Raw genomic sequence first — 25,392 nt, 5'->3', positions numbered from 1 at the left:
AGGCTGAATGCATGGGATTAAAGGGACGATCTTAAGCAGTTGCCATTCAGAACAACCAACGATTGATCGGTGAATTGCTGACAACGATCGAGCAGCGTTTGCATCACGGGCACTTCGCCCCGCCGTAATTGTTCGATCGCTTGACGATGGGCGATCGCTAGGGGTTCTTGGGGGCTGGCGCGGAACCAACGAACCCAGCCCATTTTTTGGAGCTGATTGGGGTCAAAATCTGCCCGATCGAGCAACCAAAAATCCACTGAATAGCGGTTCAAAATCTCCCGTAGGCGATCGGGGTTCGGGGTATATTGACCCACAATTAAATCCGTTGCCCGCTGCAATAGCTCCGTGGCATAGCGACGATGGTAGCGCATGGTGAACCCGGGGCCGACCACAATGGAGCGTTGGGCAAAACTGGGCAAATTATCCGTTTCACGGGTGGTGGAAGCAATCCGAATGATAACCGGTTGGTTCTGAAAAAATTCATAGAGTTGGGGATGGTTGCCAATTTCGTATTGCGTGGCGGGAAAACCAGGAAAGGTGAAGGGATAAATCAGCAAAAAACCGGTGATGAGCAACACCAAACCTTTGGCTTTTGGATTGCTCAATTTTGCATTGGGCGGGCGTGATTTGGCCCATTGCCAAGCCTTTTGCACCAGCCAACTCAGGGCGATCGCACCCAAAATGGCTACAACGATCCGCAGGGAATGTTCTGAGTAACGGTTGGGCAAATGCAACCGAAAGAGCAAGAGATGGGCAACGGTAAACCAAGCCCCGGAGACGATTAATAACTGCGGCACAAAGACCAAGCTCGATCGCGTGGCCTGGGCCAGGGGAAACCGATCGCGCTGCCACCACAAAATCGGAAAGAGTAAGGTCAAAATGATTTGCGGGAAGGCGAAGTCAATTTCCCACCAATCGATCGGAATCAGTCCCGTGCGTCGATGCTTGAACCAATAGGCCCAAGCCGGTTCCACCTGGAAAAATTGGGCCCAAAAGGTTTTGGCTTCAGCGGCAGTTAGCACCGGGCCGTATTGACTTGATTTGCCGAGGAAGGGCAATAGAACTAAGCCTGAAAATATCAACAAACTGAGTTCTAATTGACGCTGATTCCATAGGGTTTTCAGTAGCGATCGCACCTGGAACGGTGATCGCTGAGCAATTAGCCAAGCTTGCCAAATTAAATCTAGGCCAATCAGGGAAGATCCTAATAAAACGCCATGGGGATAGAAGCCGGCTAAAAGCCCGATGGCACTGAAGAGTTGCCAGAGCGATCGCCCTAACCAACCCTTGAGAAACAGAAAGAAAAGGGGATAAATAAAAGCAACGGGTACACCGGAAACGAGATCGTCAGCAATCCATAAATTTTGATTTAAAAATACGCAGGCGCTGAAGGCCGCCAAGGGCACGGGCAACAGTTGCCAAACCACTTGAAAACACAGAAATGTGGTCAGGGTTCCTAGGCCGATCGGCAGCAATTTATTGAAAACCATCGGATCTAAGCCGAGGATGCTGCCCAACCGATAGAGGCCTTGATATCCCCAGGGAGCCACGGATTGGAAATAGTCCGCCATCAGGTCATTGGGGAAGCGATCGGGATGGAGCCACCGTTGCATCCAAAACACATGTTGGCGAGCATCGTCTTGCACCACGTAGGGGCCGCTGAAGGCCTGAAAGAGGGCGGGCAGGGCACAACCGATCGCCACGGCCAAACTGAGCGCCAAGGCCCAGCGGCCCGCGCGATCGCCCCTGGGGCTGGTTGGGTCTAGGGCGCGGAGCCAGCCATTAAGCATTTCGCCTCCAACAGTGCCAAATCGCCCGCTTGCCACTGGGCGCAACGGTCGATCGCGCTAGGTAAAACCGGTTGTTCGCCCCGATCAAGCTGGGCTAATGGGGCTGCACCAATGTTGAATTGGCGAAACCGACGACTATCCAAAAAGTCCCGCTGAAAGCTCGATCGCTCCACTAACCAAAAATCCACGCCCGTTTCCGCCAAAAACCGGCGAATGGGGGCCCAACTGGGGGCAAATTGGGCGCTCACGAGTCGATCGAGCCGCCGCACCAGTTCTTGATAAAACCCCAGATGATAGGGCAGCAGATAGCCTTGGCCACCCACGTAGATTGATCGCCCCGCAAAGGCGGGCAAATTATCCCCCTCACGGGCCAAGGAAGCGACCAAGGTATCACGCGGTTGTTGTTGCAAAAAAGCGTAAAGCCCCGGAGCATTGCCCGGCACGTAGTTGGTGACCGGAAAGGCGTAATTTTGAGCCGTCAGAGCCGCTGGATAGGCCACAAACCACAGCACCAACAGGCCCGCCCCCAGCCCGGCCCCGATCGCCCGGGAGCCGCCCCGCCGCAGCCGTTGCACCGCTCGCTCCAGCACCGCCGCGATCGCCAAACCCGCCACCAGCGCCGCCACCAGCCGCACCGAATGCTCCCCATACCGATTGGGCAGGTGCAATTTAAAGAGCAACCCATGGGCCGCCCCAAACCCAATCGCGGAGGACAGCAACAGATCGCCCAACAGGGGCAAGGCTCCTTGGGCCGCTCGCACCAGGGGGAAGCGATCACGCTGCCACCACAGCAGGGGCCACAACAGGCCAAACCAAACGCCCAAAGGCAACACCAGCACCGAATGGAAGGCCATGATCCGACACCATTCGGTGGGCAAAAAGCCACTGCGTTGGCCACAGGCCCAATAGTTCCAAGGATCCCGCGTGAAAAAGGCAGACCAACCCTTATCGGCCAAGGTGGGCATCGATCGGGCCATATCCACGGACAGCACCGGCCCAAAGGGAGAATCGCGCAACAGGTAGGGAACCATGGTCACCACCAGCGCCCCCAAACCCGCCAAGGCCACCCGCACCTCCGGGCGTTCCCAGGCCGCCCGCCAGCGCCAAGCAACCGATCGCCCCGATCGCAGCAATTGCAGTCCTAACGCGCCGCCCAGCACCAGGGCCACTTGCGGATAAAACAAAGCCAGCAGCCCGATCGCCCCCACCGTCAACCCCAACCACCGACGGGCGATCGCCCACAACCCCCACAGCAACAGGGGCCCCGCAAAGGCTGCGGGTGTGCCGGAAACCAAATCATCCCGCAGCCACAGGGCCTGCACCGCCAGCAGCCCACTCAACCCCGCCGCCAATGGAATCGGCCAGAGGGTCACCGCTAAGCCATAGGCTCCCACCGCCGCCAGCAGACTTAACCCCAGGGGCACAAATTTGTTAAACAGCAAAGGATCTAGCCCCAGCTTGGCCGCCAAGCCATAGAGCCATTGGTAACCCGCCGGGGCCACGGACTGGAAATAGTCGGCAATCAGATCTTGGGGAAAGGCTTCTGGATCCCAAAAGCGTCGCATCCAAAACACATGCTGTCGGGCATCGTCTTGGATCACGTAGGGGCCCGCCAGGGCCTGTTGCAGGGCCAACCCGCCATAGGCCAAGGCCACGGCTCCGCAGAGGCCGCCCCAAAACCAGAGCCGTCGATCGCGCCCATGGGCGATCGGCTGAAAAAGAACGCTCCAAACTTGTGCCCAAAATGCCTGAACGGCCTGAGGGGGGTGATGGCCCGGTTCCTGTTGCACGCGCTGTCCTGCCCTGAAAAACCGTTGCCAAACCGCCGGAGAACCGCTAGCTAGGGGACATTTCCCGATCGGCGGCCCGCAGTTTGCAACAAAGGCACTTTAGCGCAGGACGATCGCCCCGACAGCCCTAACGCAGGCCGCTAGCGCAGGAAGCTATAAATTTGCTGGCTTTCCACATCTTGGCAAATGGTGGATGGTCGATGCCCGCTCGACAGCTTGTAGGTCAGGCGATCGAGCTTCACCTGTAGCCCGGCCATGGGGTCGCCCCCTTCACTGACCAAAAATTCCAGCCGCTGCACCGCTTGCCAATCCGCCAACTGATCCAGGAGTTGGGCGATCGCCTCCAGGTAAGGATGGCCCGGTTCGCGATACCAACCGGCCATGGCCAAATTGGATTGGTCAAAGCCCAAATGCACAATCAGCGCCGGATTGCCAAACAGGGCCACCGCCACCGGCCGCGCCTCTTCCCGCAATCGCAAATCTCGATCGCTCACCAACTGTCGCAACTGGGCTAACCGTTCGTAGGCTTCGCTAGTGGTGGGGTGATCAGTCCAATGGAGGGCGATCGTCACCAGATAGGTTTGCAGCAGCAGATGCCCCAGCTTGGCCGCCTTGGTGGTCAGATAGCGCGTGTTGAAGGAGTTAGCCTCAATCAACAAGGGCACGCGATCGACCACTTCCAGCCCATAGCCACGAACACCGGCAATTTTGCGCGGGTTATTGGTAATCAGCCGCACTTGACTAATGCCCAAATCGTTCAAAATTTGTGCGCCCACACCGTAATCGCGCAAATCCGCTGGAAAACCGAGCTTTTCATTGGCTTCCACCGTGTCAAAGCCCAAATCTTGCAAGGAATAGGCCTTGAGCTTATTAATCAGGCCAATGCCGCGACCTTCCTGGCGCAGGTAAACCACCACCCCTTCATCGGCCTGCTCAATCATTTTCAGGGCCGCGATCAATTGCGCTCGACAGTCACAACGCAAGGATCCCAGCGCATCCCCCGTCAGACATTCCGAATGCACCCGCACCAACACCGGGCGATCGTGGAAGGTGGCCGGGTCGCCCTTGACGATCGCCACATGGTCGGAACCGTCAATTTCGTTGCGATAGCCATAGATCTCAAACAGGCCAAACTCCGTGGGCAGTTTGGTGACCGTTTCCCGGATCACAAACCGCTCATGTTGCAGCCGATAGCTAATTAAGTCCGCGATTGTGGCGATTTTCAGGTCGTAGTGCTGGGCGTAGTCAATCAGTTGCGGCAACCGGGCCATGGAACCATCGGGATTTTGAATTTCGCAAATCACGCCCGCTGGATAAAGCCCCGCCAGGCGAGCCAAGTCCACGGCCGCCTCCGTGTGCCCTGCCCGCTTCAGCACCCCCCCTTCGCGCGATCGCAGGGGGAAAATGTGCCCCGGTCGCCGCAGATCTTCCGGCCGGGTTCGGGGGTCGATCGCCACTTGGATTGTTTTGGCGCGGTCTTCCGCTGAAATGCCCGTGCTCACCCCCAAGGCCGGCGAGGCATCAATGCTGACGGTGAAGGCCGTTTGGTTGCTGTCCGTGTTGTTGGTCACCATCAAGGGCAACTCCAACGCATCGAGCCGATCGCCCGTCATGGCCAAACAAATTAGCCCCCGCGCCTCCGTGGCCATGAAGTTCACCGCGTCCGCCGTCACCTTTTCAGCGGCGTAGATGATGTCCCCTTCGTTTTCGCGGTTTTCGTCATCCACAATCACCACAGGCCGCCCGGCCTTCAGGTCTGCCAGGATGGCGGGAATCGTGTCAAACACAAACGCGGGAACAGACTGGGGGACAGTGTGGTGGGTCATTGCGGCAGCAACCAAAGGCGAACAGTGCGTCTGTCGGCTAGAGGCTAGGACGGACGCTAATAAACAGTTACAGTTCTTAACTTATGGTCTCCATTGTATCTCCTGTAGCAGTTTCACCCGGCGGTGAATTGCGGCTTTTCTGATCCTGTGCGATCGCCCTGTATCCCCTAGGGGTGAGACCCCCTGCAACCGAACGCAGGAACACCGGCAAACGGTACTAGAATGCATGGCAACAAGCCGCGCGCACCCGCCGGCTGGCCCGCACCCAGCAGCACCGCGCCCGTCCACAGACACAGGCACCCACACAAGCAAAGGGAATCAGAAGCCGGATTATGAGTAATACAGACAAGATTCCAGTTGGCATCGTTGGCGCATCGGGCTACGGCGGCGTGCAACTGGTCAGAATTCTGTTAGATCATCCCCATGTGGAACTGACCTATTTGGGCGGCGAAAGCAGTGCCGGCCAAAGCTATGGGCAAGTTTATCCTCACCTGGCCCACCGCATTTCCCTGAAGGTGGAGTCGATCGACCTGGATGAGATTGCCCGGCGCTGTCGGGTGGTGTTTTTGGGGCTGCCCAATGGGATTGCCTGTGACTTGGCCCCTCAACTGGTCGATCGGGGCTGCAAGGTGCTGGATCTGTCGGCGGATTACCGGTTCCGGGATCTGAACACCTATGAAGACTGGTATGGCAAGAGTCGCAGCGATCAGGAAGTGGCGGCCATGGCGGTCTATGGGCTGCCGGAACTGAATCGCGAGGCGATCGCGGAGGCGAACCTGATTGGTTGTCCCGGCTGCTATCCCACGGCCAGCCTGTTGGCCCTGCTGCCCCTGCTGAAACAGGGGATTATCATTCCGGAAACGGCGATCATTGATGCCAAGTCCGGCACATCCGGCGGCGGCCGCCAGGCCAAAACCAACATGCTGTTGGCGGAAGCGGGCGGTTCCTTTTCTGCCTATGGGGTCGGTCGCCATCGCCACACGCCGGAAATTGAGCAAATTTGCACGGATTTGGCGGGCCATGAAGTGCGGATTCAATTCACGCCCCACCTGATACCGATGCCGCGCGGCATTTTGTCCACCGTCTATGCCACCCTCCGCGATCCGGGCCTGGTGCGCGAAGACCTGCTGACCATCTACAACGCCTTCTATCGCAACAGTCCTTGGGTGAAGGTGTTGCCCAGTGGGGTCTATCCCCAAACCAAGTGGGCCCTAGGAACCAACCTTTGCTATTTGGGTGTGGAGGTGGATCCACGCACCGATCGGGTGATTGTGTTGTCGGCGATCGATAACCTGATGAAGGGCCAATCGGGTCAGGCGGTGCAGTGCATGAACCTGATGTTGGGCTTGGATGAAACGATCGGGTTGCCCCAGTTGGCGTTCTATCCCTAGTGGCGCGGCTGCCTTAATTTCTTGGGTCAAAGTCGCGAAGTCAGTCGTCGTAACAAGGGGCTTAAGCCCCTTGCTGCCTAATGATCTGGTGACGGTAGCAGTCATTTGATTTGACCTATCCAAATAAGCTTGGCGCGCTACTAGGTTTGCCCCCGAAACTTGCTCCCGAAATGGTCGATCAACCCAACCCCTTTCCCATGGCCGGAAAGGGGGCGGAAACCGCTGAGGATCAGGATCCAGGTGACAGCCAAAATCTGGTTAGGTTCGGGAATTGCACCAATCAGCGCGATCGCACCCGATCTCCAGCCAGCGCTAGACTTCGTTAGGCTAAATCCATCCCGATCGACCGCAGCAAAATAAGGTGATAGCGCATGGCCGCGACAGATTTTAAGGATTACTATGCGGTGCTGGGTCTGACCAAAACCGCCAGTGCCGAGGAAATCAAGAAAACCTATCGACGGTTGGCGCGCAAATACCACCCGGACTTGAACCCGGGCGACAAACAGGCGGAGGCGCGGTTCAAGGAAGTGAACGAGGCCTATGAAGTCCTGTCCGATGCGGACAAGCGCCAAAAGTACGATCGCTTTGGTCAATATTGGCAACAGGCCGATCGCGCCGGTCAAGCCTGGGGAGGAACTGGAGCCGGGGGAGCCGGGTTTGATGATTTTGAGTTTGGCCGCTACGGCAGCTTTGATGAATTTATTAATGAGCTGCTGGGACGGTTTGGCGGGCCAGGGGCCGCCGGGACGCGATCGAGCAGCTACAACTATCGCAGCGGCACAGGCAGCAACTACAGCGGCAATTACAACAGCAGCAATTTTGGGGGTGGCTTCTCCGGCTTTGGGGATGTGGGCGGCTTTGGCCCCCAATCGGCCGCGGGCGATCGGGAAGCCACTTTGGCCCTGTCCTTTGGGGAAGCGTTTAATGGCACGCAAAAGCGCCTGAGCCTGGGAGCCGAAACCATCACCGTGCGCATTCCTCCCGGGGCCAAACCGGGCAGCAAAATTCGTCTCAAGGGCAAGGGGCAATACGACCCCTACAGCCGTCAACGGGGAGATCTGTACCTGAAGGTCAGCCTCAATAGCCACAACTTTTTTCAATTTGAGGGCGACACCTTGGTTTGCGAAATCCCGATCGCCCCAGATGAAGCGGTGTTGGGAACCAAGGCCGATGTGCCCACCCCCGATGGGTTGGTGACCATGAATGTGCCAGCGGGCATCAAGTCAGGTCAAACCCTGCGGTTGCGGGGCAAGGGTTGGGTTGAACCCAGCGGCAAACGAGGGGATTTGTTGGTGCGGGTGGCGGTGACTTTGCCCAGTTCACCCACGGCGGCCGAGCGGGCCGCCTATGAACAGGTGCGGGCGGCGCGATCGACCGATCCCCGATCGCACCTGCGCTCTGTTCAGCTTTAAGCGTTTTTAGGCATTTTTAAGCGTTGCCAAACCAGTCGATTAACCCTAGCAGGGAACCATCGATCGAACCGTGGTGGCAAAGTTCGCCAAAATCCGCAGGCCCGCCGCCGCTGACTTTTCCGGGTGAAACTGCACCGCCATCACATTGGGCCGACCGGAACCGAGCGCTTCGCAGTGAATGGCGGCCGTCACCGTTTGGCTGCCGTGGGTGGTCGTGGCGGCGATCGCCCCTGGATCCGCCGGATCCACATAGTAGGAATGGACAAAATAGGCCCAGGGCAACGGCTCCAACCCTTGCCACAGAAGGGATGTGGGTTGGGTGAGGGTCACTTGATTCCAACCCATATGGGGGATAGTGATTCCTGGTTCTGGCTGAAAAGCCCGCACGGAGCCGGGCACGATGCCCAGGCCCGGTTCCCGGCCCTCGCTGCTGGTTTCAAACAGCATTTGCAAACCCAAACAAATGCCCAAGAAGGGTTTTCCTTGGGCGATCGCCTGGCGAATGGGCGCTTCCAATCCCCGATCGCGCAGTTGCTGCACCGCCGGATCGAAAGACCCGACTCCCGGCAGGACGATCGCATCGGCGCGATCGATCACCGTTGCCGAGTCAGTCACGATCGGCTCAACTCCCGCCTGGGTTAGCCCCTTGCAGGCGGAATGCAAGTTGCCCATATCGTAATCGACCACGGCAATCGTTGTCATAGGACACCAAACCCCTGCAATTGCTGCAATTGTATTGACTGAAACTGTGATTTGGATGACGGGCGATCGAAAGCGATCTCAATCATCCAAATCATTCAAAAGATCGAAACCACTGAAATTATAGGTTTGAAATGGCGCAATCTCCCTGGCTGATCACCTCCTTTCAAACTTGGTTACCCCATCAGAAATCCAACGCCTCCGATGATTTGCTGGCTTTGCTGATCGAACAACGACAACTGCCCCCGCAGGCGATTTGCTTGCGGCAATTACCCGTTGATTTTGATCTGGCTCCTCAGCGGGTGATTGAGGCGATCGAGCAACATCGTCCTCGGAAAATCCTGTTGTGTGGCATGGCTGAGGGGCGATCGCACCTCTCCCTCGAAGCTCAAGCTAGCCAAGGGGGCAGTCGGTTAGCAACGGGTTTTCATTTGCCGCAACTGTTGGCGGGCACTGAGTGTTCTGAAATTAGCTTTGATGCGGGAAATTTTGTTTGCAATGCGCTCTATTACCGAGTCTTGCAATGGCTGTTGCTCCATCGTCAACTAGCCAAGGCTCTGTTTATCCATGTGCCGGTTTTGACCCTTGAAAACCAAGAGAAAATCGCAGCGGATTTCTGTCAAATTTTGCATAACCTAGAGCACGATCGCCAAGTTTGATCCCTTGCGAGTTTATTCAGTCTTATCCTTCACCAATCGCCCATCTTCCATATACAGCAGTCGATCGGCAATATCCAAAATTCGGTTATCGTGAGTAACCAACAAAATGGTGCAATCTCGCTCCTTGGCCAAGCGTTGCAAAATTTCCACCACGTCCCGCCCCGACTTGCGATCGAGCGCGGCCGTTGGCTCATCGGCCAAAACAATTTTGGGAGAACTCACCAGGGCCCGGGCGATCGCCACCCGTTGTTTTTGTCCCCCTGAAAGCTGCTCGGGATAATAGTCCAATCGCTCTCCCAGTCCCACCGCCGTCAACATTTCATCCACCAGCCGATCGCACTCTGCATCGGTGTAATGGTCATGTAATTCTAAGGACAAGCGGACATTTTGGCGAGCTGTTAGAAAGCTCAAAAGATTATGGGCCTGGAAAATATAGCCAATGTTACAGCGAGTTTTTAAGAGCTGTTCTTTGCTGGCTCCACACATTTCTTGGCCCAAAATTTTCAAGCTTCCTTCATGGGCCGATCGCAACCCTCCCAACAGGGTCAATAGGGTGGTTTTTCCAGAGCCAGATGGCCCCGTCAGCAGCACAATTTCACCCGCTTGAATGATCAGGTTAATGTCATGAAGCACCTGTTTTTTGAGATCACCATTACCAAAATAGTGATTCAAATTCTGAATCAGAATGGCACTGGCTTGGCTAGATGGTTGCCCAAGGGCTTGATTCGTAACCTGATCCATGACTTGATCCATAACCTAACCCTCTGCTAGATTGATCTTCCCAAATTGATCTTCCAAAAAGTGGGCAAAAATCCTTAGAAAATATCCGCTGGATCCGCTTGATAAAGCTTTTGCATGGCAATCACGCTGGAGGCGCTACACATGGCAATGGTCAACACAAAAACGGTGATGGCGCGATCGAGCCGCATGAAAATTGGCAGGAGGGTGGCGGAATAGGTGATTTGATATAAACCCATTGCCAAAACCATGCTGGGTAAAAAGCCAATCACTGCCAAAATCAAGGCTTCAGTGATCAAAACGCGCACCAGGAAGGCGTTGCTGTAGCCCATGGCTTTCATGGTGGCAAATTCCGACAGGTGATCGGACACATCGGAATAGAGAATCTGATAAACAATCACGATGCCCACAATGAAGCCCATGATGGCCCCAAGACCAAAAATGAAACCAATGCCGGTTCCTTCAGCCCAATATTGTTTTTCAACGTTGGCAAATTCTTCAACGGTCAAAACTCGCACATCTTTGGGCAAAAAGGCAGACAGTTTCTGTTGCATCACCACCGGATCGCTACCCGGTTGCAGTTGAATTAACCCCACTTCAATGTTGCTGGCGGAGCGATCGGGAAACAAATGCAAAAAGGTGGAATCACTGACGATCGTGTTGCCATCCGCCGCAAAAGAGGCCCCCAGGGTGAAAGTACCGCTGACGTTCAAGAGCCGATCGCTCAACTCCACTTCTAAACCATGGGGTGATCGGGCTAACCAATCGGCTACCGTGCCATATTCTGGTCGTCCTGCTTGGTCAAACAAAACTGTTTTCAGCAGGGTGATTTGATTGAGTTGCTGTTCCACTTCCGGCAGCTTGAAACTGGGCTTTCCCGGTTCCACACCCCAAACCAAAATGGCGCGACTTTCACGGGTTTCTGGATTTCGCCATTGGCCGGTGTTGATGTAAATAGAACTCACCTCTTTCACCTCGGGCAGTGCGCGAGCTTGATAGAGCCGTTCGCGTTGGAAACTCTTAACAGAAAAAAGCGTCCGAAACTGAGGATTAATCAGGATTAAATCCGCATCAAGGTTGAGGTGGGGTTTGATGGCTGCGTCGTATAGACCACTTTGGAACCCCAACTGCATGAACATCAAAATATCTGCAAAAGCAATGCCAGCAGTGGCCACAATTAGGCGGCTTTTCTGGCGCACCAATAATAGCCAAGAAAGGGGAGTTTTTTTGGGCATGGGATCGGTTGCAACGCTAGCGAGCGTGCTGGCAAAAGAATTGATTCAATAACAATCAAATGACTGCTAATCAAATGACTGCTAATCAAGTGACTATTAATCAAATGACTATTAATCAAGTAACCGCCAATTAGCGAGTTAGCGAGTGTTGCCCGTGCCGGTTTCGATGCTCACTTCCACTTGCAAATTGGTGAGCGATCGCACGCGGGCCGTGCTGGCCGGATCGAGCAAAATGCGCACTTCCACCACCCGCCGATCGAGGTTTTCGCCCGGCTGATTGCTAAACACGTTTTGTTGCAACACTTGCAGTCCCACTTGGGTCACCGTGCCGCGCAAGTTGCCCTGAACAGCTTGGCCCACAATAGTTGCCGGTTGGCCAACGCGCACCAGCCCCACATCGGTTTGGTAAACCTCCGCCACGGCCACCATTCGATCGGTCTGGGCCAGGTCAAGCAGGCCGCTATCACCAATCTTTTCGCCTGCCCGGGCATGGATCTTCAAAATTTGCCCATCGCTGGGGGCCCGCAAATAAGCCCGTTCCAGGGCCGCCGCCGCCCGATCTCGCGCGGCCCGGGCCGCCGCCACTTCCGCCAAGGCCGTGCGCACATCCACCGTCCGCACTTCCGCCACACTGCTGAGGGTGGACTTGGCCTCTTGCCATTGTTGTTGGCCCGCCCGCTCAACTCGACTCAGCACCGCCGTGGCCTCTTGTACTTCCTGGCGACCGGTGCGATCGAGCCGGTTCAGTTCCGCCCGGGCTTCCTGAAGCTGCCGAAACAAAGTTTCCACCGACAGCCGCTTGGCATCGTACCGGGAGGCAGATTCCGCCCCTTCCTGATAAAGCGCCTCGTAGCGCCGATATTCCGATTGGGCGTTGGCTAACTCCGCTTCCAGGCGACGGACGGCGGCCGACTGTTGGGCTAACTGCCCTTGCCACTGGGCCCGCAACCGGCTGAGCTGGGCCCGTTGAGCGTCGGTGTTCCCTTGCCATTCTGCTTGCACTCGGTTCACGGTGGCCCGCTGGCTGTTGATGTCGCCGGTTTTGGCTCCGGCCTTCACTTGGGCCAAGCGAGCCTCAGCCACCTGCACTTGGCGGTTCGCTTCGTTATATTCGGCGGCCAACACGGTTTCCGAAGCCAACAAGGCCACCACTTGCCCCGCCCGCACCTGATCGCCTTCCCGCACGCGCAACTCACTGACCCGATCGCCATCCAGCGCCAAGGGAGCCGCCAGCCGCACCACCTCCGACTCCGGCTCCAGCCGCCCCAGGGCCGTCACGCCCGATCGCACCACCGGGCCCGGGGTTGAGCTTTGGGCCTGCTGCTCTGCCGTGGCCCGGTTCCACTGCGACAGCCCGATCGCCCCCAGGGCAATGCTTGCCGCCGCCGCGCTAGCCGCCAGAGCCAGCGTGTTGAAATTCCTGAACTTTGCAATCACGATTGGTTTGCTCCCAGTAGCCCGCTAGCATCTTGGACATCAAAACTGCCTGTTCCGCCAAGTCCAACTGCTCACCCAAAAGCATTCGGCGGTACAGCAAGCCACTCACCCAAGCCAAAAAACACTCCAAAACCGGACGATCGTGAATTCCCAAAAAGTCCGCCAGCGCCTGAACATAGCGATCGTGGGCCCCCTGAATCAAGGGATTTTTGCGCACCACTTCCCCCTGATGGCGGCAAAACTCCGCAATTAACAGATCCTGCTGGCGGAAATATTCCTCGTTGTCAATCACGCAATTCATCACCACCACAATTCGTTCGGTCAGGGTCAGCGGATGGCTCAACTGACTGAGCACTTGTTCTCCCGTATCCTCCAAGCTCAGGTAGTCCATGAGTTGGATGAAAAGGTCTTCTTTGCTCTCGAAATAGTGGTAAAGGGTTCCAGTGGAAACACCGAGTCCCTTGGCAATTTCCCGAATCGTGAGTGCGTGGTAGCCCCGTTCGGCAAACAAAGCAAAGCAACGACTCAGGAGTTCTTGGCGATAGCTCTCGTGATCAACAATTTTGGGCATTGGCTCAATACGCAAGTGTTTTTAATCGGTTTTTGTGCGGCCACACTACCTCACCTGCGCAGAATTGGCACTGAAATTGGCATTGAAATCGACATTGTGTAATGCATGATCAGGGGTCGATCGATGCCCAGTGAATGTCGTGTTCATGCCGAATCGATGCCTGAGCAATGCTGAATCAAGGAGTTCATCAGTGAAATCACTAGCAACTTATTGAGGAATACTCTCGATTAGTTCCCTAGAGCAATTCTCTTGGGGGTTGTTTTCAGAAACGGTGATCAAGAATGGTTGGTCATTGTTTTCAGGCTTGGATGACTGAATTTTGTAACCGAAATGGTGGCAACTTGGGACGAATCCTCAGCCGAAAGATTCAAGACCAAAAGATTTGCATTTAATTTGCATCTTCAGGATTCGAACCCTCGACATGGGGTCGCAGGCTGCCAGTTGATGAGTTGAGGGTTGGGGTTCTGAACTCGGATTTATTTTAAATCGAACGTTCGTTATTTTTCTAGTCCCCAACTCAAATTTTTGTCAAAATTTCCGGATAGTAGATTTTCGGCTGATTTTCTAGGGCAGCGCCCCGATCGCCCTAACCCTTGCATTGCCGACCCGACACATTTCCCAGGGCGCTGGGTGGGAATGGATAGACTGGAGACGGAGATTGCAATCTATCCATTGCCACTCCTTGCAGCCATTGAGAATCAGTCGTCATGACCATCTGGGTAAACGAACAAATGGATCCCGCAGGCATTTCCCACGCTTGCATTGCTTCTACCAGCGAAGAACAGGCCCAGGCCTGCTATGAGTCTTTCCAAGAAAATCTGACCGATGAACAGCGCCAGGAGGGTTGGGTGGTGACCATGCGCACCGTGGATTCTTGGGATGATGTGCCCGTGGCGGCCCTGAAGCTGAGTGTTTAAGCCGGTTCAGTCGATCGCCCCTTGATTCGCCTTAGTGCTGTCTGAAGTGCGGTCTGAGCCTATGCAGCAGCCCAGATCAAATCCAGATCAAATCCAGATCAAATTTTGAACCGGTGGTTTTGAATCTGTGGTTCACGGATTCGAGGCCGACCCTAGGGGGCGATCGAGATACAATCAGGCCGTTCGGTGCTATTTCTGTGCCATTGCACCCTGTGCCATCACAGATCGGCTTTTGCAGCGCGCTCCTGCCGAACCACACCCACCCTCTTTTTCTGACAAGCTCTGTCGTTTGTTTTTAGGTATCAGCAACAGCGAGGCAAGCCATGGATCGCCAAGACATTCGGGAACGGTTAGGCAACATTGATCAAATCCGCGACATCTTGGTCGGCTCCCAGCTTCGCGACTATGAAAATCGCTTTGCGCAAATGGAGTCGGAACTCAATCTGTTGCATCAGGATTTGCAGGATCGGATTGAGGAGGTGAAGGTTTCCCTCTCAACCCAATTGCAAGCGTCCCTGGAGGCGCTGGATAAGCGGTTGAAGGGGTTCACCACCAAGATGCAAGAGGAAACCACGGACTTGCAGCAACAGAACGATCGCCTGGGTCGGCGGGTTCAGGCCATCTTTGAGGAGTTGGATCGAGCCTTTGAGGAAAAAACCACGGCGATTGATGGCCGTTTGAACGAAAGTCGCGACAAGCTGCAAGAGGACATTCGCACCCTGCGTACTCAAATTTTTGAGGAGCTGGATGCGCGGTTCTCGTCCTTGCGCGATAACAAGGTGGAGCGCGAGACTTTGGCGGAGTTGATGTTTGAGCTGGGAATGCGCCTGAAGGGTCAGGATGTGGTTCCGGCGTTGCAAGCGGCGATCGATCCGCCAAGTGCCCTGTCGGTGGAGTTGGTGTCGCCGGAGGGTTAATCAGAGGGTTAGTCAACGGTTAACCGGACTGGGGCGCAACAATCATGCGGGCCGGTTCGCCAATCCTGGCCGATCGGGCATTGGGCCAACGGTGGGTTTTTCTCAGGAAGATTTCCTAGACTGGATGGAACCCGTTGTCACTGTTGGATTGAGTTGGTTGGAGTGCTGGCCCTATGCCCGATCGCAATCATTCCGAGTCGGAGCCGGTGGAGGATTGGCTAGATCTGCTGAGTCAGTTGGGCCGATCGTCTCAGTCGCCCACGGAGCGGCCGCCCAGTTCGATCGCCCCGCAACCCCAAGGTTCGGTGGCGAGCCGTCTCGCGGTTCCTGATGAAACACTGCAAGGCCGAGCGGGATCCGACTTAACAGGATCTCGCTCGACCTTGGTAGAAGCCGATTTGGCCGCCGACTTAACAGCCGATTTAGCAGAAAACTCAGCAGATCGTGATGAGTTACCGATCAATCCATTTGGGGCCGATCCGGATTTGTTGACCCCGCCTCCGCCCGCGACGGGGCGATCGGGGCAAGATACAACCACCAAAGCAGGGAACGGGGCCAACGGCAACGGTGCACCCTCCGAAGGCAACGGCAGCTCAGGGGAAGATGCCTGGGAGCAGTTGCAATCGCTGCTGATTGGTGACAACTTTGTCCGCGTGGAAGACCGGGTGGAAGCCCTGCGCGGCAAAATGCAACGGGTTCAGCAGCAGGTGGATGCGATTGAGTCCCTGCTGCAAAATGCCGATCAACTGGTGGCGCACCTATCGCCCCTGATTGCGCGGTTGATTGAACGGCGGGTGCTGGATGCCCGCGAAGAAATTTGCCAAGCCCTGTTGCCCACGATCGATCGCCTGATTTATGAGCGATCGCTCCAGGATCGACAAGCCATGGCCGAGGCGATCGCCCCCGTGCTGGATGCGGCGATCGTCCAGCGAATGCAAGACGCTCCCGCTGATTTGGCCCTGGCGATCGCCCATGCCATTGCGCCCGAAACCGCCTCCGCCATGCGGGAGCAGTACCAGCTTGATGCGGACTCGATGATTCAAGCCCTCGGGCCCATGATGGGGGCTTCGATCAAAGAGCAAATTGCCCTAGAACGGGATGCCATGGTGGATGCGCTCTATCCCGTCATTGGCAACACGATCGCCAAGTACATGAAAGACGCGATCGACTCCATCAACGAAAAGGTGCATAACACCCTGAGCATGGAAGGGGTGGGCCGCAAGATGCGAGCCAAAATGCAAGGGGTCTCCGAAGCGGAGCTGATTTTGCGGGAAGCCATGCCCTATCGGGTACAGGCTGCTTTTTTGATCCACAAGGCCTCGGGTCTGGTGATGAGCGAATGTCAATCCACTGACCAAGATCCCCTCGAAGGGGACATGCTGGCGGGAATGCTCACGGCCATTCGTAGCTTCGTGAATGATTGCATGGTGCAAGATGGCAACGTGTCCGAATTGCACGAAATTCAGTACAACGATTCGCAAATTGCCATGGAGGTGGCCGGTTACTGCTATTTGGCGGTGATTGTGAAAGGTCAACCGTCCAAGGGCTTCTACCGTCAGTTGCGATCGACCCTGGAGCGGTTGGTGGAACGGTACGATCGCCCCCTGCAATCCTTTGATGGCGACTCCCGCACCCTGCCGGCCCCCGTTCACACGGCCGTGACCGGTTTGGTGCGCCCCATCCAACGGCGTTCGTACCTGAACCTAAATCGGCGGGGTGGGTTTCCTTGGGCCCTGACGGGGCTAATTTTGGTGCTGAGCGCGGCGATCGCGGCCCCCTGGATTTGGTGGAACTATCAAAACCAGCGCAACCGAGGCCTGTTGGCGGCCGTGCAAGGGGCCCTGAATACCTCTCCCCAATTGGCGGTGTATAACCTATCCGTTGATTTACAAGGCGATCAGTTGCGATTGCGGGGCAAGGTTCCCTATCCTTGGCTGCGATTCCAGGCGGAACGCACGGCCACCGACACCTATCGGGCGATCGACCCAAAACGGTTTCAGCAAGCCACACCCCCCAAAAATCAAATCATTGCCGTGCAGTTGCCCACGGATCCCATTCTGGCGGCTGCCGAGGTGCAGCGGATTGCCAAAACCTTGAACCGGGATGGCAACGTGGTCAACGCTAGCTACAGCATCGATGCGCAATCCGGCGGAACGGTCACCGTCACCGGCTCCGCCCGCAGCCGAGCCGAAGCCAGCGCGATCGCGGCGGCCTTTGAGCGGGTTCCCGGCACCAACCGTGTCGTCAATTCGTTGCAAATTGTGATTCCGAGTCTGACCGTTCGGTTGTACTTTGAGTTAGGAGCCGATCGATTCGTTGATGTCGATATTGCCGGCAAAATCGACCCCATTCGCCAATTCCTGCAAAGTTATCCGGATCTGAACCTGCGTGTGGTGGGCCACAGCGCCCCCACCGAACCGAATGCGTCGGCCCTGGCCTTGCAGCGAGCGCAATTGGTGCGATCGGCCCTCATTAGCCGAGGCATTTCGGCCCAGCGGCTAGTGCCCAGTGCCCAGGTTGGGCCCCCGCCGGATGTGACCCAAGGCGATGGGGAATGGATGAGTCGTTGCGTGCGCTTTGAAGCAATCCCAGCGCCTTAAATTCCTGATCCATTCCCCATCCATCGTGAAGCCAATCGATTCACGACTCGATTCACGATGTTCCTCCCTGGCTTGCCCATGAATGAGCCATCGCTTCGGTTTGCTGGATTTGCCTGCTATGTTCGACCAGCTTGATTTGCATCATTAACCCGCTGGAACAAGGCTCCTGAGCAATTCCCTTGCTTTGAATCATGTCCTGAATTGCCCATCCGCGATCGCCAGGGGGCCCGAAAATCGGGAGTTTTGCCGTTGAATTTCGGCCAGTTTCCATCCTGTCTTCTACAATCGGCCCAGTCGCCGGTGCGTTTGCCAACCCCCTAAAGCCATGCAAACCCTTTCAAAAAAAATTTGTTTGGTCGGTGATTATGCAGTTGGCAAAACCAGCCTGATTCGTCGATTTGTGGATCGGCAATTTAGCGATCGCTACTTGTCCACCATTGGGGTAAAAATCTCTCGGAAGATTGTGCCCGTGCCGCTGCCAGATCCGTCTCTCGATCGAGCCTCTGAGCGGCCGGAGCCGATGGAATTGCAGTTGCTGATTTGGGATGTGGAGGGCCAAACCCGGTTTCAGCGGATTGCCCCCAGCTATCTTCAAGGATCCTCTGGGGCGATCGTCGTGGCCGATGCCACCCGCCCCGACACGGTTAGTCATCTGCGCGACCATGCCAATTTAGTGCGATCGGTCTCGCCCACCAGTGTCGTGATTTTGGCCATCAACAAAGTCGATTTGATGGACGAGTCCCATAAACACCATCTACAGCTTCAGGTGGAAACCCTCCTGGCCGGCGTGACCTACTCGCTCTATTGGACTTCCGCCAAAAGTGGCAGCAATGTGGATGAGATCTTTAGTGAATTAGCCCTGTCCATGGTGCAGCCAGCCATCAGCCGGGGCCGATAGCTGACTGGGCGTTAGTTTTGGCTTAGGTTTTGGCTCAGGTTTGGCTCACTCAGTGCGAATGATGCAAGTTGAGCAAGAACGCAGCAAGAACGCAGCAAGAACTCAGCACGAATTCAACGCCAAATTAAATGCCAATTAAGTGCCAATTAAATGCCAATTAAATGCAAACTAAGCGCGGGTCAACACTGCCGGGGCCGTTTGGATGGGCACCACATCTAGGCGATCCTGACTGGCGCAATATTCCAAATCCTCCAGCAAACCCAGCCGCAGCAAGCGTTGGCCGTGGCTTGCCTGGTGAAACAGTTGCAGCAGTCGATCGCGCCATTGGTCATAGAGCGCCAACGCCGCCACGGCCTCATCGTTGCCGAACCAATCTGAGTCCTGACCTAGTTTTTCCAACAGGGCAGAAATAATCGCACCAGCGCAGACCGTATCTTCCAGGGAAAAGCTGCCTTCCCAGCCGGAAGCGGTCATCCAGAGGGTGGCGGGTTGTTGGGCCAACACAAAGTCCACGATCGCCCGTCGATTCACCAGGGCCGCCGCCAAAACAACCGGGGCGTTTTGGATGGTTTGCAGGGCCCGAGTGCCGTTGGTGGTGCTCATGAACAGGCGTTTGCCCGCCACCCGATCGGGGGTACAGTCTAGGGGAGAGTTGCCCAAATCACAGCCTTCCACGGTTTTGCCGCCCCGCTCGCCAATCCGAATGCGACGATCGGCCGGCCAAGCCTCGCTGGTGGTCATCAATTCTTCAAGGGTGCAAAAGGCCTGAACCGATTCCGCTCCGGCGGCCAGCGCTGTGGCGATCGTGGTCGTGGCCCGCAACACATCAATGGCGATCGCACAGTCCGGCGCTGGGGTCGTCGGCGACTCGCTCCCCGAAAATTGGGGGGTTAACTCCGGGGTATGAAATACAGAAATCTTCACAGAACAGATTTCTTTACAGAACGCAACGACACCCTTTAGTGCATCACGATGGGGGCGATCGCGCAAGCATGGTCAGCCCCAAGATGTTCTGGGAATTGTGGATCGGCGCTGAGCCTAAAGGGCCGGAATTTCGTTTGGTTTTGGGAGGATTTTCCCCATCAGCCGACGAAGATCCTAAGGAGGGGACGATTAACGGGAATTAACCATAAGCAACTAGGGTTAATTCGAGCTGGCCGGAATGTTGCTTCAGAACGTCATCGAAGATGATTCAACCAGACCATTCAACCAGACCATTCAACCCGTGACCAGAAGATGGCCATGGGGCGCTAAATTCAGCTAAATTCAACCGATGGTTGATGGCGGCCCGTTGTGGCCAGCCATTGAGCGAAGTCATGGGGTCAGGCATTTAGAGTCACCATTAAGACCCATAACTGAGCGTAGGAGAATGGGGCGATCGCCCCGTCCCGAACCGCTGAAACCCAACCGCAATTCGTCAAGACTCTGGGTGTTTCATCTGCCATCTAGGACAGAATCTTGCTAGGCTCAAAGAACCATGCCAACTAACTCTCCGGCAATGCAAACTGAAACCTTTACAGAGCTTTTTCCATTGTTCAATGCGGCCAGTCAAGAAACGCTCGATTGGCTGTTGGCGGCCGCAGTCGAGCATGATTACCCCGCAGGACGCGCCGTTTTAATGGAAGACTCTTGGGGAAATGCGGTCTATTTCATTGCCTCCGGATGGGTGAAAGTCCGTCGGCTCTCGGGGGACAAAGACATGACCTTGGCCATTTTGGGTCAGGGTGACTTTTTTGGAGAAATGGCCATCTTGGACGAATCGCCTCGATCGACCGATGTGTTGGCCCTGAGCGAAGTGGAACTATTTAGCATCTCCGCTCAACGATTTGTCCAAACCCTGTTTAAAGATTCCCAGCTACACCACCGACTGCTGCAACTCATGGTGCGCCGGGTTCGGAATGCCAACACCCGCTTGCAGTTGCGCCGAAAACCGAGCGCCGTCAAATTAGCAAACACCTTGGCTTCTTTGGCCGATGACTACGGACAACCGGCCGATCGGGGACGCGACATTCTGAATATCCCGATCAAGGATTTGGCAGAAGTCAGTGACATTACCCTCGAAGAAACCGCCAAAATTATGGCGAAACTGCAAGAAAAAGGTTGGGTGAAGATCGATCCGCACGAAAAAATTATGCACTTGCCCTTTTTGCCACAGTTACGACAACTGGCAAGCCAAGGTTAGTGAGAGGCTATTGAGCGGCATAGTCAGATGGCATGGTCGGTTGGTTGCTGACCATTTCCTCTGTTGTGATTGCATTCTGTTGATGACGTTTTCTCTTTCTCCGACCCATGACCCAAGCAATTGCCACCCCGCCCGATCGTCGAGCAGCCCAGTTGCCACGGTTAACTTATCAAGTGGCCATGCCCGAGCCACAAACCCACCTTTTTGAAATTGAACTGGTGTTGGAGGGTTGGCAAAGCACCACCTTAGATCTCAAGTTTCCCGTTTGGACTCCCGGTTCCTATCTGATTCGGGAGTATGAACGGCATCTGCAAGACTTCAGTGCTTGGGGGGCAAACCAACAGCAACTGCTGTGGCGAAAGCTGGCTAAAAATCACTGGCAAGTGGCGATCGGGCAGTTAGAAACGGTCACTATTCGCTATCGGCTGTTTGCTAACGAATTGACCGTGCGCACGAACCATCTCGATCGCACCCATGCCTACTTCAACGGGGCAGCCACGTTCCTCTATCCCGTTGGGGGGTTAGAAATTCCGTTGCAAGTGACTATTGCCCTGCCCCGATCGGACTGGCAAGTGGCCACTGCTCTGCCCTTGGTCAACGATCAAGGAACCCACAAAACCTTTCAAGCGGCCGATTTCGATCAACTGGTTGATAGTCCCTTTGAAATTGGAACCCATCAACTGCATCGCTTTGAAGTGCTGGGTAAATCCCATGAATTAGCGATTTGGGGTAATGGCAACCTGGAACCCCAATCGATCCTTGAGGACTTGGAAAAAATCATCAAAGTTGAAGCTAACCTATTTGGCGGCCTGCCCTACGATCGCTACCTATTTATTTTTCATCTCACCGGTCAGGGCTATGGCGGACTAGAGCATAAAGATTCCTGCTCGCTGATTTATAACCGCTATGGATTCCAGCAAACGGAAAAACGCCATCAGTTCATGCAATTGGTGGCCCATGAGTTTTTCCATCTTTGGAACGTGAAGCGGATCCGGCCCAAAGAGCTAGAAACCTTTGATTATGATGCGGAAAACTACACGCCGTCCCTGTGGTTTTGCGAAGGAACCACCAGCTACTATGATTTGCAAATTCCCTGCCGTGCGGGTATTTATAGCCGAGCAGATTTCCTAACACAATTGAGCAAGGAAATTACTCGCTATCTGAATACACCGGGACGGTTAATTCAGCCTTTGGCCGAGTCGAGCTTTGATGCTTGGATTAAGCTTTATCGGGCTGAAGCCCACAGTGGCAATAACCAAATTTCCTATTACCTGAAGGGAGAAATGGTTTCCTTGCTATTGGATTTGAAAATTCGGGCTAAGTTTGACAATGCTCGATCGCTCGATGATGTTTTGCAACGCCTGTGGCAAGCATTTGGCCAACCAGAAGTGGGCTTTACCGCTCAACAATTGGAGTCCATTATTGCTGAAGTGGCTGAAGAAAACCTGAGTGATTTCTTCCAGCGCTATTTGCACACCACCGAAGAATTGCCACTCCAAACCTATCTGCAACCCTTTGGCTTAGAGCTAAGGGGAATTGTCGATCGCGCAGTTCCCTACTTGGGTTTGCGTCTGGCCACCGAGCAGGGCCGCGAAATGGTGAAATTCACCGAAGCTCAATCACCTGCCCATCATGCGGGCATTGATCCTGGTGATGAAATCCTGGCGCTGGATGGCATTCGGTTAGCAGCGGGACAATTGCCCGATCGCCTCCGAGACTATCAACCGGGCGATCGACTCACCATCACCTATTTCCATCAGGATCAACTCCAATCCACCACCGTAGAACTGGCTGATCCCAAGCCCAGTCGTTACGAAGTTGCCCTTCTCAAAGACATCAGCCCGCTGCAAGAACAACTCCTCGCCGGTTGGTTAGGAGCTGCCTAGGGAATGCGGTTCGTTATGCAAAAAGCGGGAGCCACTTCAGATTTTGAAGCTGGACTCCCGCTGGCGAGACGGATCTTAGTGATGGATCTTAGCGATTGAAAGGAATGCCGAAGAGGCACGAAACTGGCAAGCAAGTCACGGAACCTGATCCATGGGCTAATTCCCACCGGAACTAACCCCTACAGATTCGAGAATCGATCCAAGAACCTGGGGATGGAACCGTAACTATTCAGCCGCGCCTTCGTCGCCCACAACCACAGGAGTGATGTTGACGATTTTGCCGCCCAACCGCAGAATCCGTTGCATTTCTTGGTTCATGCGGCTATAGGGAACGTTAATGAAGATACTGCCGCTATTGCGCACAGAATAGGACTGGCGATCGGTTTGGTCATTTTGAGCCAAACCCGTCACTTCATAACGGAACACACGGGCCCCAGCAGTGGTGTTGGCCGACGAACCCGCAAGCGCTTGACCGAGCATAAACTCTCCCTCAAACTGTTAAAAAACTTCGCAGTTAAATGTCGCAGTTTAACTGTGGAATACTGTCTTTCTCAAGACGATAGAAAACGAGGTACAACGCATGAATGAATCATGATCATTGCACCTCGTCAATCGCAACCACTACAAGCAAACAGGAGCAAGCAAACAAGTCCCAGCCATTCATGGTTTGGCCCTGTTGCGGCGTGTCACCGCTGTGCTGCATCAGCCCAGTCAGCAGTCGTTGCCATCCGACAATCCAAGCCGATCGAGCTGGGTACAGGGCAGGGTGACCAAGCAACACAACCTTCCAATGGGGCTGAGTCATCATTCCATTTATTTCAAGCCAAGACCCTAAACAGGGGTAACGCTGGCGATTTTGCCGCCTTGACGTTGGATCTTTTGCATTTGATCCGACAACCGCGAGTAGGGAACCGTGAAGGTGCGGCTGCTACGACGCACGGCCGGATAGCCAGCGCCCAACAGGCCCGTTGCTTCCACGCGATACAGGCGATCGCTTTGGCTTTGGCCAAAAGAGGTGGGGGTGAGGCTGCCTTGGCCCAGGTCTTGCGAATTACGGAAGGCCCAGCCAATGTTGCTGCCCGAGGGACCCACAACGGCCGAAGCAGAATTGCGTCCCAACTCCGTGGCTAGACGCGGGCTGATTCCTTCAATCTGTGCCCGATCGCTATTGGCATAGCCCCGGTACAGGTGGAACATACGCGTAAAGCCCACGGTCTTCTGACCCGTTTGGGTCGCGAAACCGCGGTAGTAGGGAACAATATTTTCGCCAAAAGCGTTTTGATATTCTGCGGAATCGATGTAGGAATCGATGTCAGCATCAAAGCCTTCGTTTTGGTAGCGATCGAGGTGTTCAATCACTTCCGACTCATCGTAGGGCGCGCGACCCAACAGATGCTTCAGATTCAACTCGATCGTCCGAGTTTGGAAGTTGTTATACAAAAACTTCTCTTTGTATAGATCGGACTTCGCCACGGAGCGGACAAATTCCTGAACCGTGATCGAACGATTACGCAGCAGCGACTCAGAGCTAATCAAGCGCTGGGACTGCATCACATAATCGTTGCCCAGTACCTGACGGTAAACCGCCCGGATCACCAGTTCAACATCATCTGCCGAAGCATAGGCCCGCAGCTCAACGGGTGCAGCATCTGCATAGGCTGCCGTCCCCAGGCGCGAAGCAGCAACAGTAACGGCCATGAACAAATCTCCCAAAAATCACAGCAAGCACGGCTTACAAAAAAGCTCCCGGAAGAGGAGCCAACCAATTGAACCAGGTTACCGTTGCTGGGCAAACCAGCCACAACCGGCTCGGACACTCTTCCGGGATTGCATCAACTAGCTCAGGGCTTGGATAGCGTAGTCGATGTAGGTGTTTGCTTCGTTAGCAGCTTGACCGCTCAGACCGTGGTTAGCCTTGATGCTCTTGAGAGCTTCAACGTACCAGCTGGGGGACAGTTCGAAGGTGCTGTTGATTTCAGCCAAACCAGCGATGAGGTAGTCATCCATGGGGCCGGTGCCACCAGCAACCAAGCAGTAGGTGATCATGCGCAGGTAGTAGCCCACGTCACGAGCGCACTTGTCCTTGCCGGTTTGGGTCGAGGCGTAGTTAGCGCCGTTCATTTGGGTCGTGTAGGGGAACTTGCCGTACACAGCTTGCACAGCAGCGCTCACCAGGCTGTCAGCCTTGGTGGTCAGGGCGCGAGCAGCTTCCATGCTGGCTTGAGCGCGCTCGAAGCGACCGCGAGCCGATTGCAGTTCAGCGTTGCTCAGGAAACGACCTTGCGAATCAGCAGCTGCGATAGCTTCGGTGATCGGAGTCTTCATAGTCCCGTGTTAGGTGTCTCTAAAGTTAGCGTTGTTGACATCTTCCCTACCGCAAGCGGACAGGGATTCCCAAACTTCACAGTTTGGGTTTCTGCTTCACACCACCTGCCTCCACCTCG

Annotated in this window: 22 protein-coding genes; 9 read left to right on the top strand and 13 right to left on the bottom strand. The window is 55.2% G+C overall.

Annotated elements, in window-relative coordinates; all coding sequences use genetic code 11:
• Positions 1-17: 17 nt before the first annotated feature.
• The 3 genes from H6F46_RS03380 to ribBA all read right to left on the bottom strand — a co-directional run bounded on the left by H6F46_RS03380 (position 18) and on the right by ribBA (position 5,406).
• Positions 18-1,790, bottom strand: coding sequence for a hypothetical protein (locus tag H6F46_RS03380; protein ID WP_190353547.1), 1,773 nt, complete (start codon positions 1,788-1,790; stop codon positions 18-20).
• Complete coding sequence (locus H6F46_RS03375) at positions 1,763-3,580, bottom strand: hypothetical protein (RefSeq protein ID WP_190353546.1); 1,818 nt, start codon at positions 3,578-3,580, stop codon at positions 1,763-1,765. The genes H6F46_RS03380 and H6F46_RS03375 overlap by 28 nt, the downstream gene beginning before the upstream one ends.
• A gap of 140 nt (positions 3,581-3,720) precedes the next feature.
• Positions 3,721-5,406 carry a bifunctional 3,4-dihydroxy-2-butanone-4-phosphate synthase/GTP cyclohydrolase II gene (gene ribBA / locus H6F46_RS03370; protein ID WP_190353545.1) on the bottom strand — a complete coding sequence of 562 codons (1,686 nt, stop codon included), beginning with the start codon at positions 5,404-5,406 and terminating at the stop codon, positions 3,721-3,723.
• 332 nt (positions 5,407-5,738) lie between these two features.
• On the opposite strand from ribBA, the gene argC reads away from it, so the two are divergent.
• Together argC and H6F46_RS03360 are read left to right on the top strand one after the other, a co-directional pair.
• Positions 5,739-6,797, top strand: coding sequence for an N-acetyl-gamma-glutamyl-phosphate reductase (gene argC / locus H6F46_RS03365; protein WP_099535433.1), 1,059 nt, complete (start codon positions 5,739-5,741; stop codon positions 6,795-6,797).
• A 371-nt stretch (positions 6,798-7,168) separates the two neighbouring features.
• Positions 7,169-8,209 carry a DnaJ C-terminal domain-containing protein gene (locus H6F46_RS03360; RefSeq protein ID WP_099535435.1) on the top strand — a complete coding sequence of 347 codons (1,041 nt, stop codon included), beginning with the start codon at positions 7,169-7,171 and terminating at the stop codon, positions 8,207-8,209.
• Between the two features lie 45 nt (positions 8,210-8,254).
• On the opposite strand, the gene hisH is transcribed toward H6F46_RS03360, so the two are convergent.
• Complete coding sequence (gene hisH / locus H6F46_RS03355; protein ID WP_190353544.1) at positions 8,255-8,911, bottom strand: imidazole glycerol phosphate synthase subunit HisH; 657 nt, start codon at positions 8,909-8,911, stop codon at positions 8,255-8,257.
• 131 nt (positions 8,912-9,042) lie between these two features.
• On the opposite strand from hisH, the gene H6F46_RS03350 reads away from it, so the two are divergent.
• On the top strand, positions 9,043-9,567 hold the full coding sequence (locus tag H6F46_RS03350) for a peptidase C15 (protein ID WP_190353543.1): 525 nt from the start codon (positions 9,043-9,045) through the stop codon (positions 9,565-9,567).
• 12 nt (positions 9,568-9,579) lie between these two features.
• On the opposite strand, the gene H6F46_RS03345 is transcribed toward H6F46_RS03350, so the two are convergent.
• The 4 genes from H6F46_RS03345 to H6F46_RS03330 form a co-directional block, all read right to left on the bottom strand.
• Positions 9,580-10,308, bottom strand: coding sequence for an ATP-binding cassette domain-containing protein (locus H6F46_RS03345; RefSeq protein WP_190353542.1), 729 nt, complete (start codon positions 10,306-10,308; stop codon positions 9,580-9,582).
• A 74-nt stretch (positions 10,309-10,382) separates the two neighbouring features.
• On the bottom strand, positions 10,383-11,540 hold the full coding sequence (devC, locus tag H6F46_RS03340) for an ABC transporter permease DevC (RefSeq protein ID WP_190353541.1): 1,158 nt from the start codon (positions 11,538-11,540) through the stop codon (positions 10,383-10,385).
• 138 nt (positions 11,541-11,678) lie between these two features.
• Positions 11,679-12,977 carry an HlyD family efflux transporter periplasmic adaptor subunit gene (locus H6F46_RS03335; RefSeq protein ID WP_199291365.1) on the bottom strand — a complete coding sequence of 433 codons (1,299 nt, stop codon included), beginning with the start codon at positions 12,975-12,977 and terminating at the stop codon, positions 11,679-11,681.
• Positions 12,931-13,548 carry a TetR/AcrR family transcriptional regulator gene (locus tag H6F46_RS03330; RefSeq protein WP_190353540.1) on the bottom strand — a complete coding sequence of 206 codons (618 nt, stop codon included), beginning with the start codon at positions 13,546-13,548 and terminating at the stop codon, positions 12,931-12,933. Before H6F46_RS03330 ends, H6F46_RS03335 begins: the two co-directional genes overlap by 47 nt.
• A 707-nt stretch (positions 13,549-14,255) precedes the next feature.
• On the opposite strand from H6F46_RS03330, the gene H6F46_RS03325 reads away from it, so the two are divergent.
• From H6F46_RS03325 to H6F46_RS03310, 4 genes are all read left to right on the top strand, one after another.
• Positions 14,256-14,465 carry a glycogen debranching protein gene (locus H6F46_RS03325; protein WP_099535445.1) on the top strand — a complete coding sequence of 70 codons (210 nt, stop codon included), beginning with the start codon at positions 14,256-14,258 and terminating at the stop codon, positions 14,463-14,465.
• Positions 14,466-14,788: 323 nt separating this feature from the next.
• Positions 14,789-15,382, top strand: a complete 594-nt coding sequence (locus tag H6F46_RS03320; protein ID WP_190353539.1) for a hypothetical protein — start codon at positions 14,789-14,791, stop codon at positions 15,380-15,382.
• A 173-nt stretch (positions 15,383-15,555) separates the two neighbouring features.
• Complete coding sequence (locus H6F46_RS03315) at positions 15,556-17,982, top strand: OmpA family protein (protein ID WP_190353538.1); 2,427 nt, start codon at positions 15,556-15,558, stop codon at positions 17,980-17,982.
• Between the two features lie 325 nt (positions 17,983-18,307).
• Positions 18,308-18,880, top strand: coding sequence for a Rab family GTPase (locus tag H6F46_RS03310; protein ID WP_190353537.1), 573 nt, complete (start codon positions 18,308-18,310; stop codon positions 18,878-18,880).
• 168 nt (positions 18,881-19,048) lie between these two features.
• Here H6F46_RS03310 and H6F46_RS03305 read toward each other — a convergent pair whose 3' ends face one another.
• On the bottom strand, positions 19,049-19,804 hold the full coding sequence (locus H6F46_RS03305; protein WP_099535507.1) for a 2-phosphosulfolactate phosphatase family protein: 756 nt from the start codon (positions 19,802-19,804) through the stop codon (positions 19,049-19,051).
• A 574-nt stretch (positions 19,805-20,378) separates the two neighbouring features.
• On the opposite strand from H6F46_RS03305, the gene H6F46_RS03300 reads away from it, so the two are divergent.
• Together H6F46_RS03300 and H6F46_RS03295 are read left to right on the top strand one after the other, a co-directional pair.
• Entirely contained in the window at positions 20,379-21,062 is a 684-nt protein-coding gene (locus H6F46_RS03300) for a Crp/Fnr family transcriptional regulator (protein WP_099535455.1), read from the top strand.
• Positions 21,063-21,169: 107 nt separating this feature from the next.
• Positions 21,170-22,948: a M61 family metallopeptidase gene (locus H6F46_RS03295; RefSeq protein ID WP_190353536.1), complete on the top strand. Its 1,779-nt coding sequence runs from the start codon at positions 21,170-21,172 to the stop codon at positions 22,946-22,948.
• A 225-nt stretch (positions 22,949-23,173) separates the two neighbouring features.
• Here the strand turns inward: H6F46_RS03295 and H6F46_RS03290 are convergent, their stop codons facing one another.
• The 4 genes from H6F46_RS03290 to cpcA form a co-directional block, all read right to left on the bottom strand.
• The gene (locus H6F46_RS03290; RefSeq protein WP_099535459.1) at positions 23,174-23,428 is read right to left on the bottom strand and encodes a phycobilisome linker polypeptide; all 255 of its coding nucleotides are present in this window, start codon (positions 23,426-23,428) and stop codon (positions 23,174-23,176) included.
• A gap of 115 nt (positions 23,429-23,543) precedes the next feature.
• Positions 23,544-23,756: a hypothetical protein gene (locus H6F46_RS03285; protein ID WP_190404974.1), complete on the bottom strand. Its 213-nt coding sequence runs from the start codon at positions 23,754-23,756 to the stop codon at positions 23,544-23,546.
• A 23-nt stretch (positions 23,757-23,779) separates the two neighbouring features.
• Entirely contained in the window at positions 23,780-24,646 is an 867-nt protein-coding gene (locus H6F46_RS03280; RefSeq protein ID WP_099535464.1) for a phycobilisome linker polypeptide, read from the bottom strand.
• 138 nt (positions 24,647-24,784) lie between these two features.
• Positions 24,785-25,273: a phycocyanin subunit alpha gene (gene cpcA, locus H6F46_RS03275; protein ID WP_099535466.1), complete on the bottom strand. Its 489-nt coding sequence runs from the start codon at positions 25,271-25,273 to the stop codon at positions 24,785-24,787.
• Positions 25,274-25,392 lie beyond the last annotated feature (119 nt).

The sequence above is a fragment of the Limnothrix sp. FACHB-1083 genome (assembly GCF_014696485.1).
Lineage (GTDB): Bacteria > Cyanobacteriota > Cyanobacteriia > CACIAM-69d > CACIAM-69d > CACIAM-69d.
This window is presented reverse-complemented; position numbering and strand designations above follow the sequence as displayed.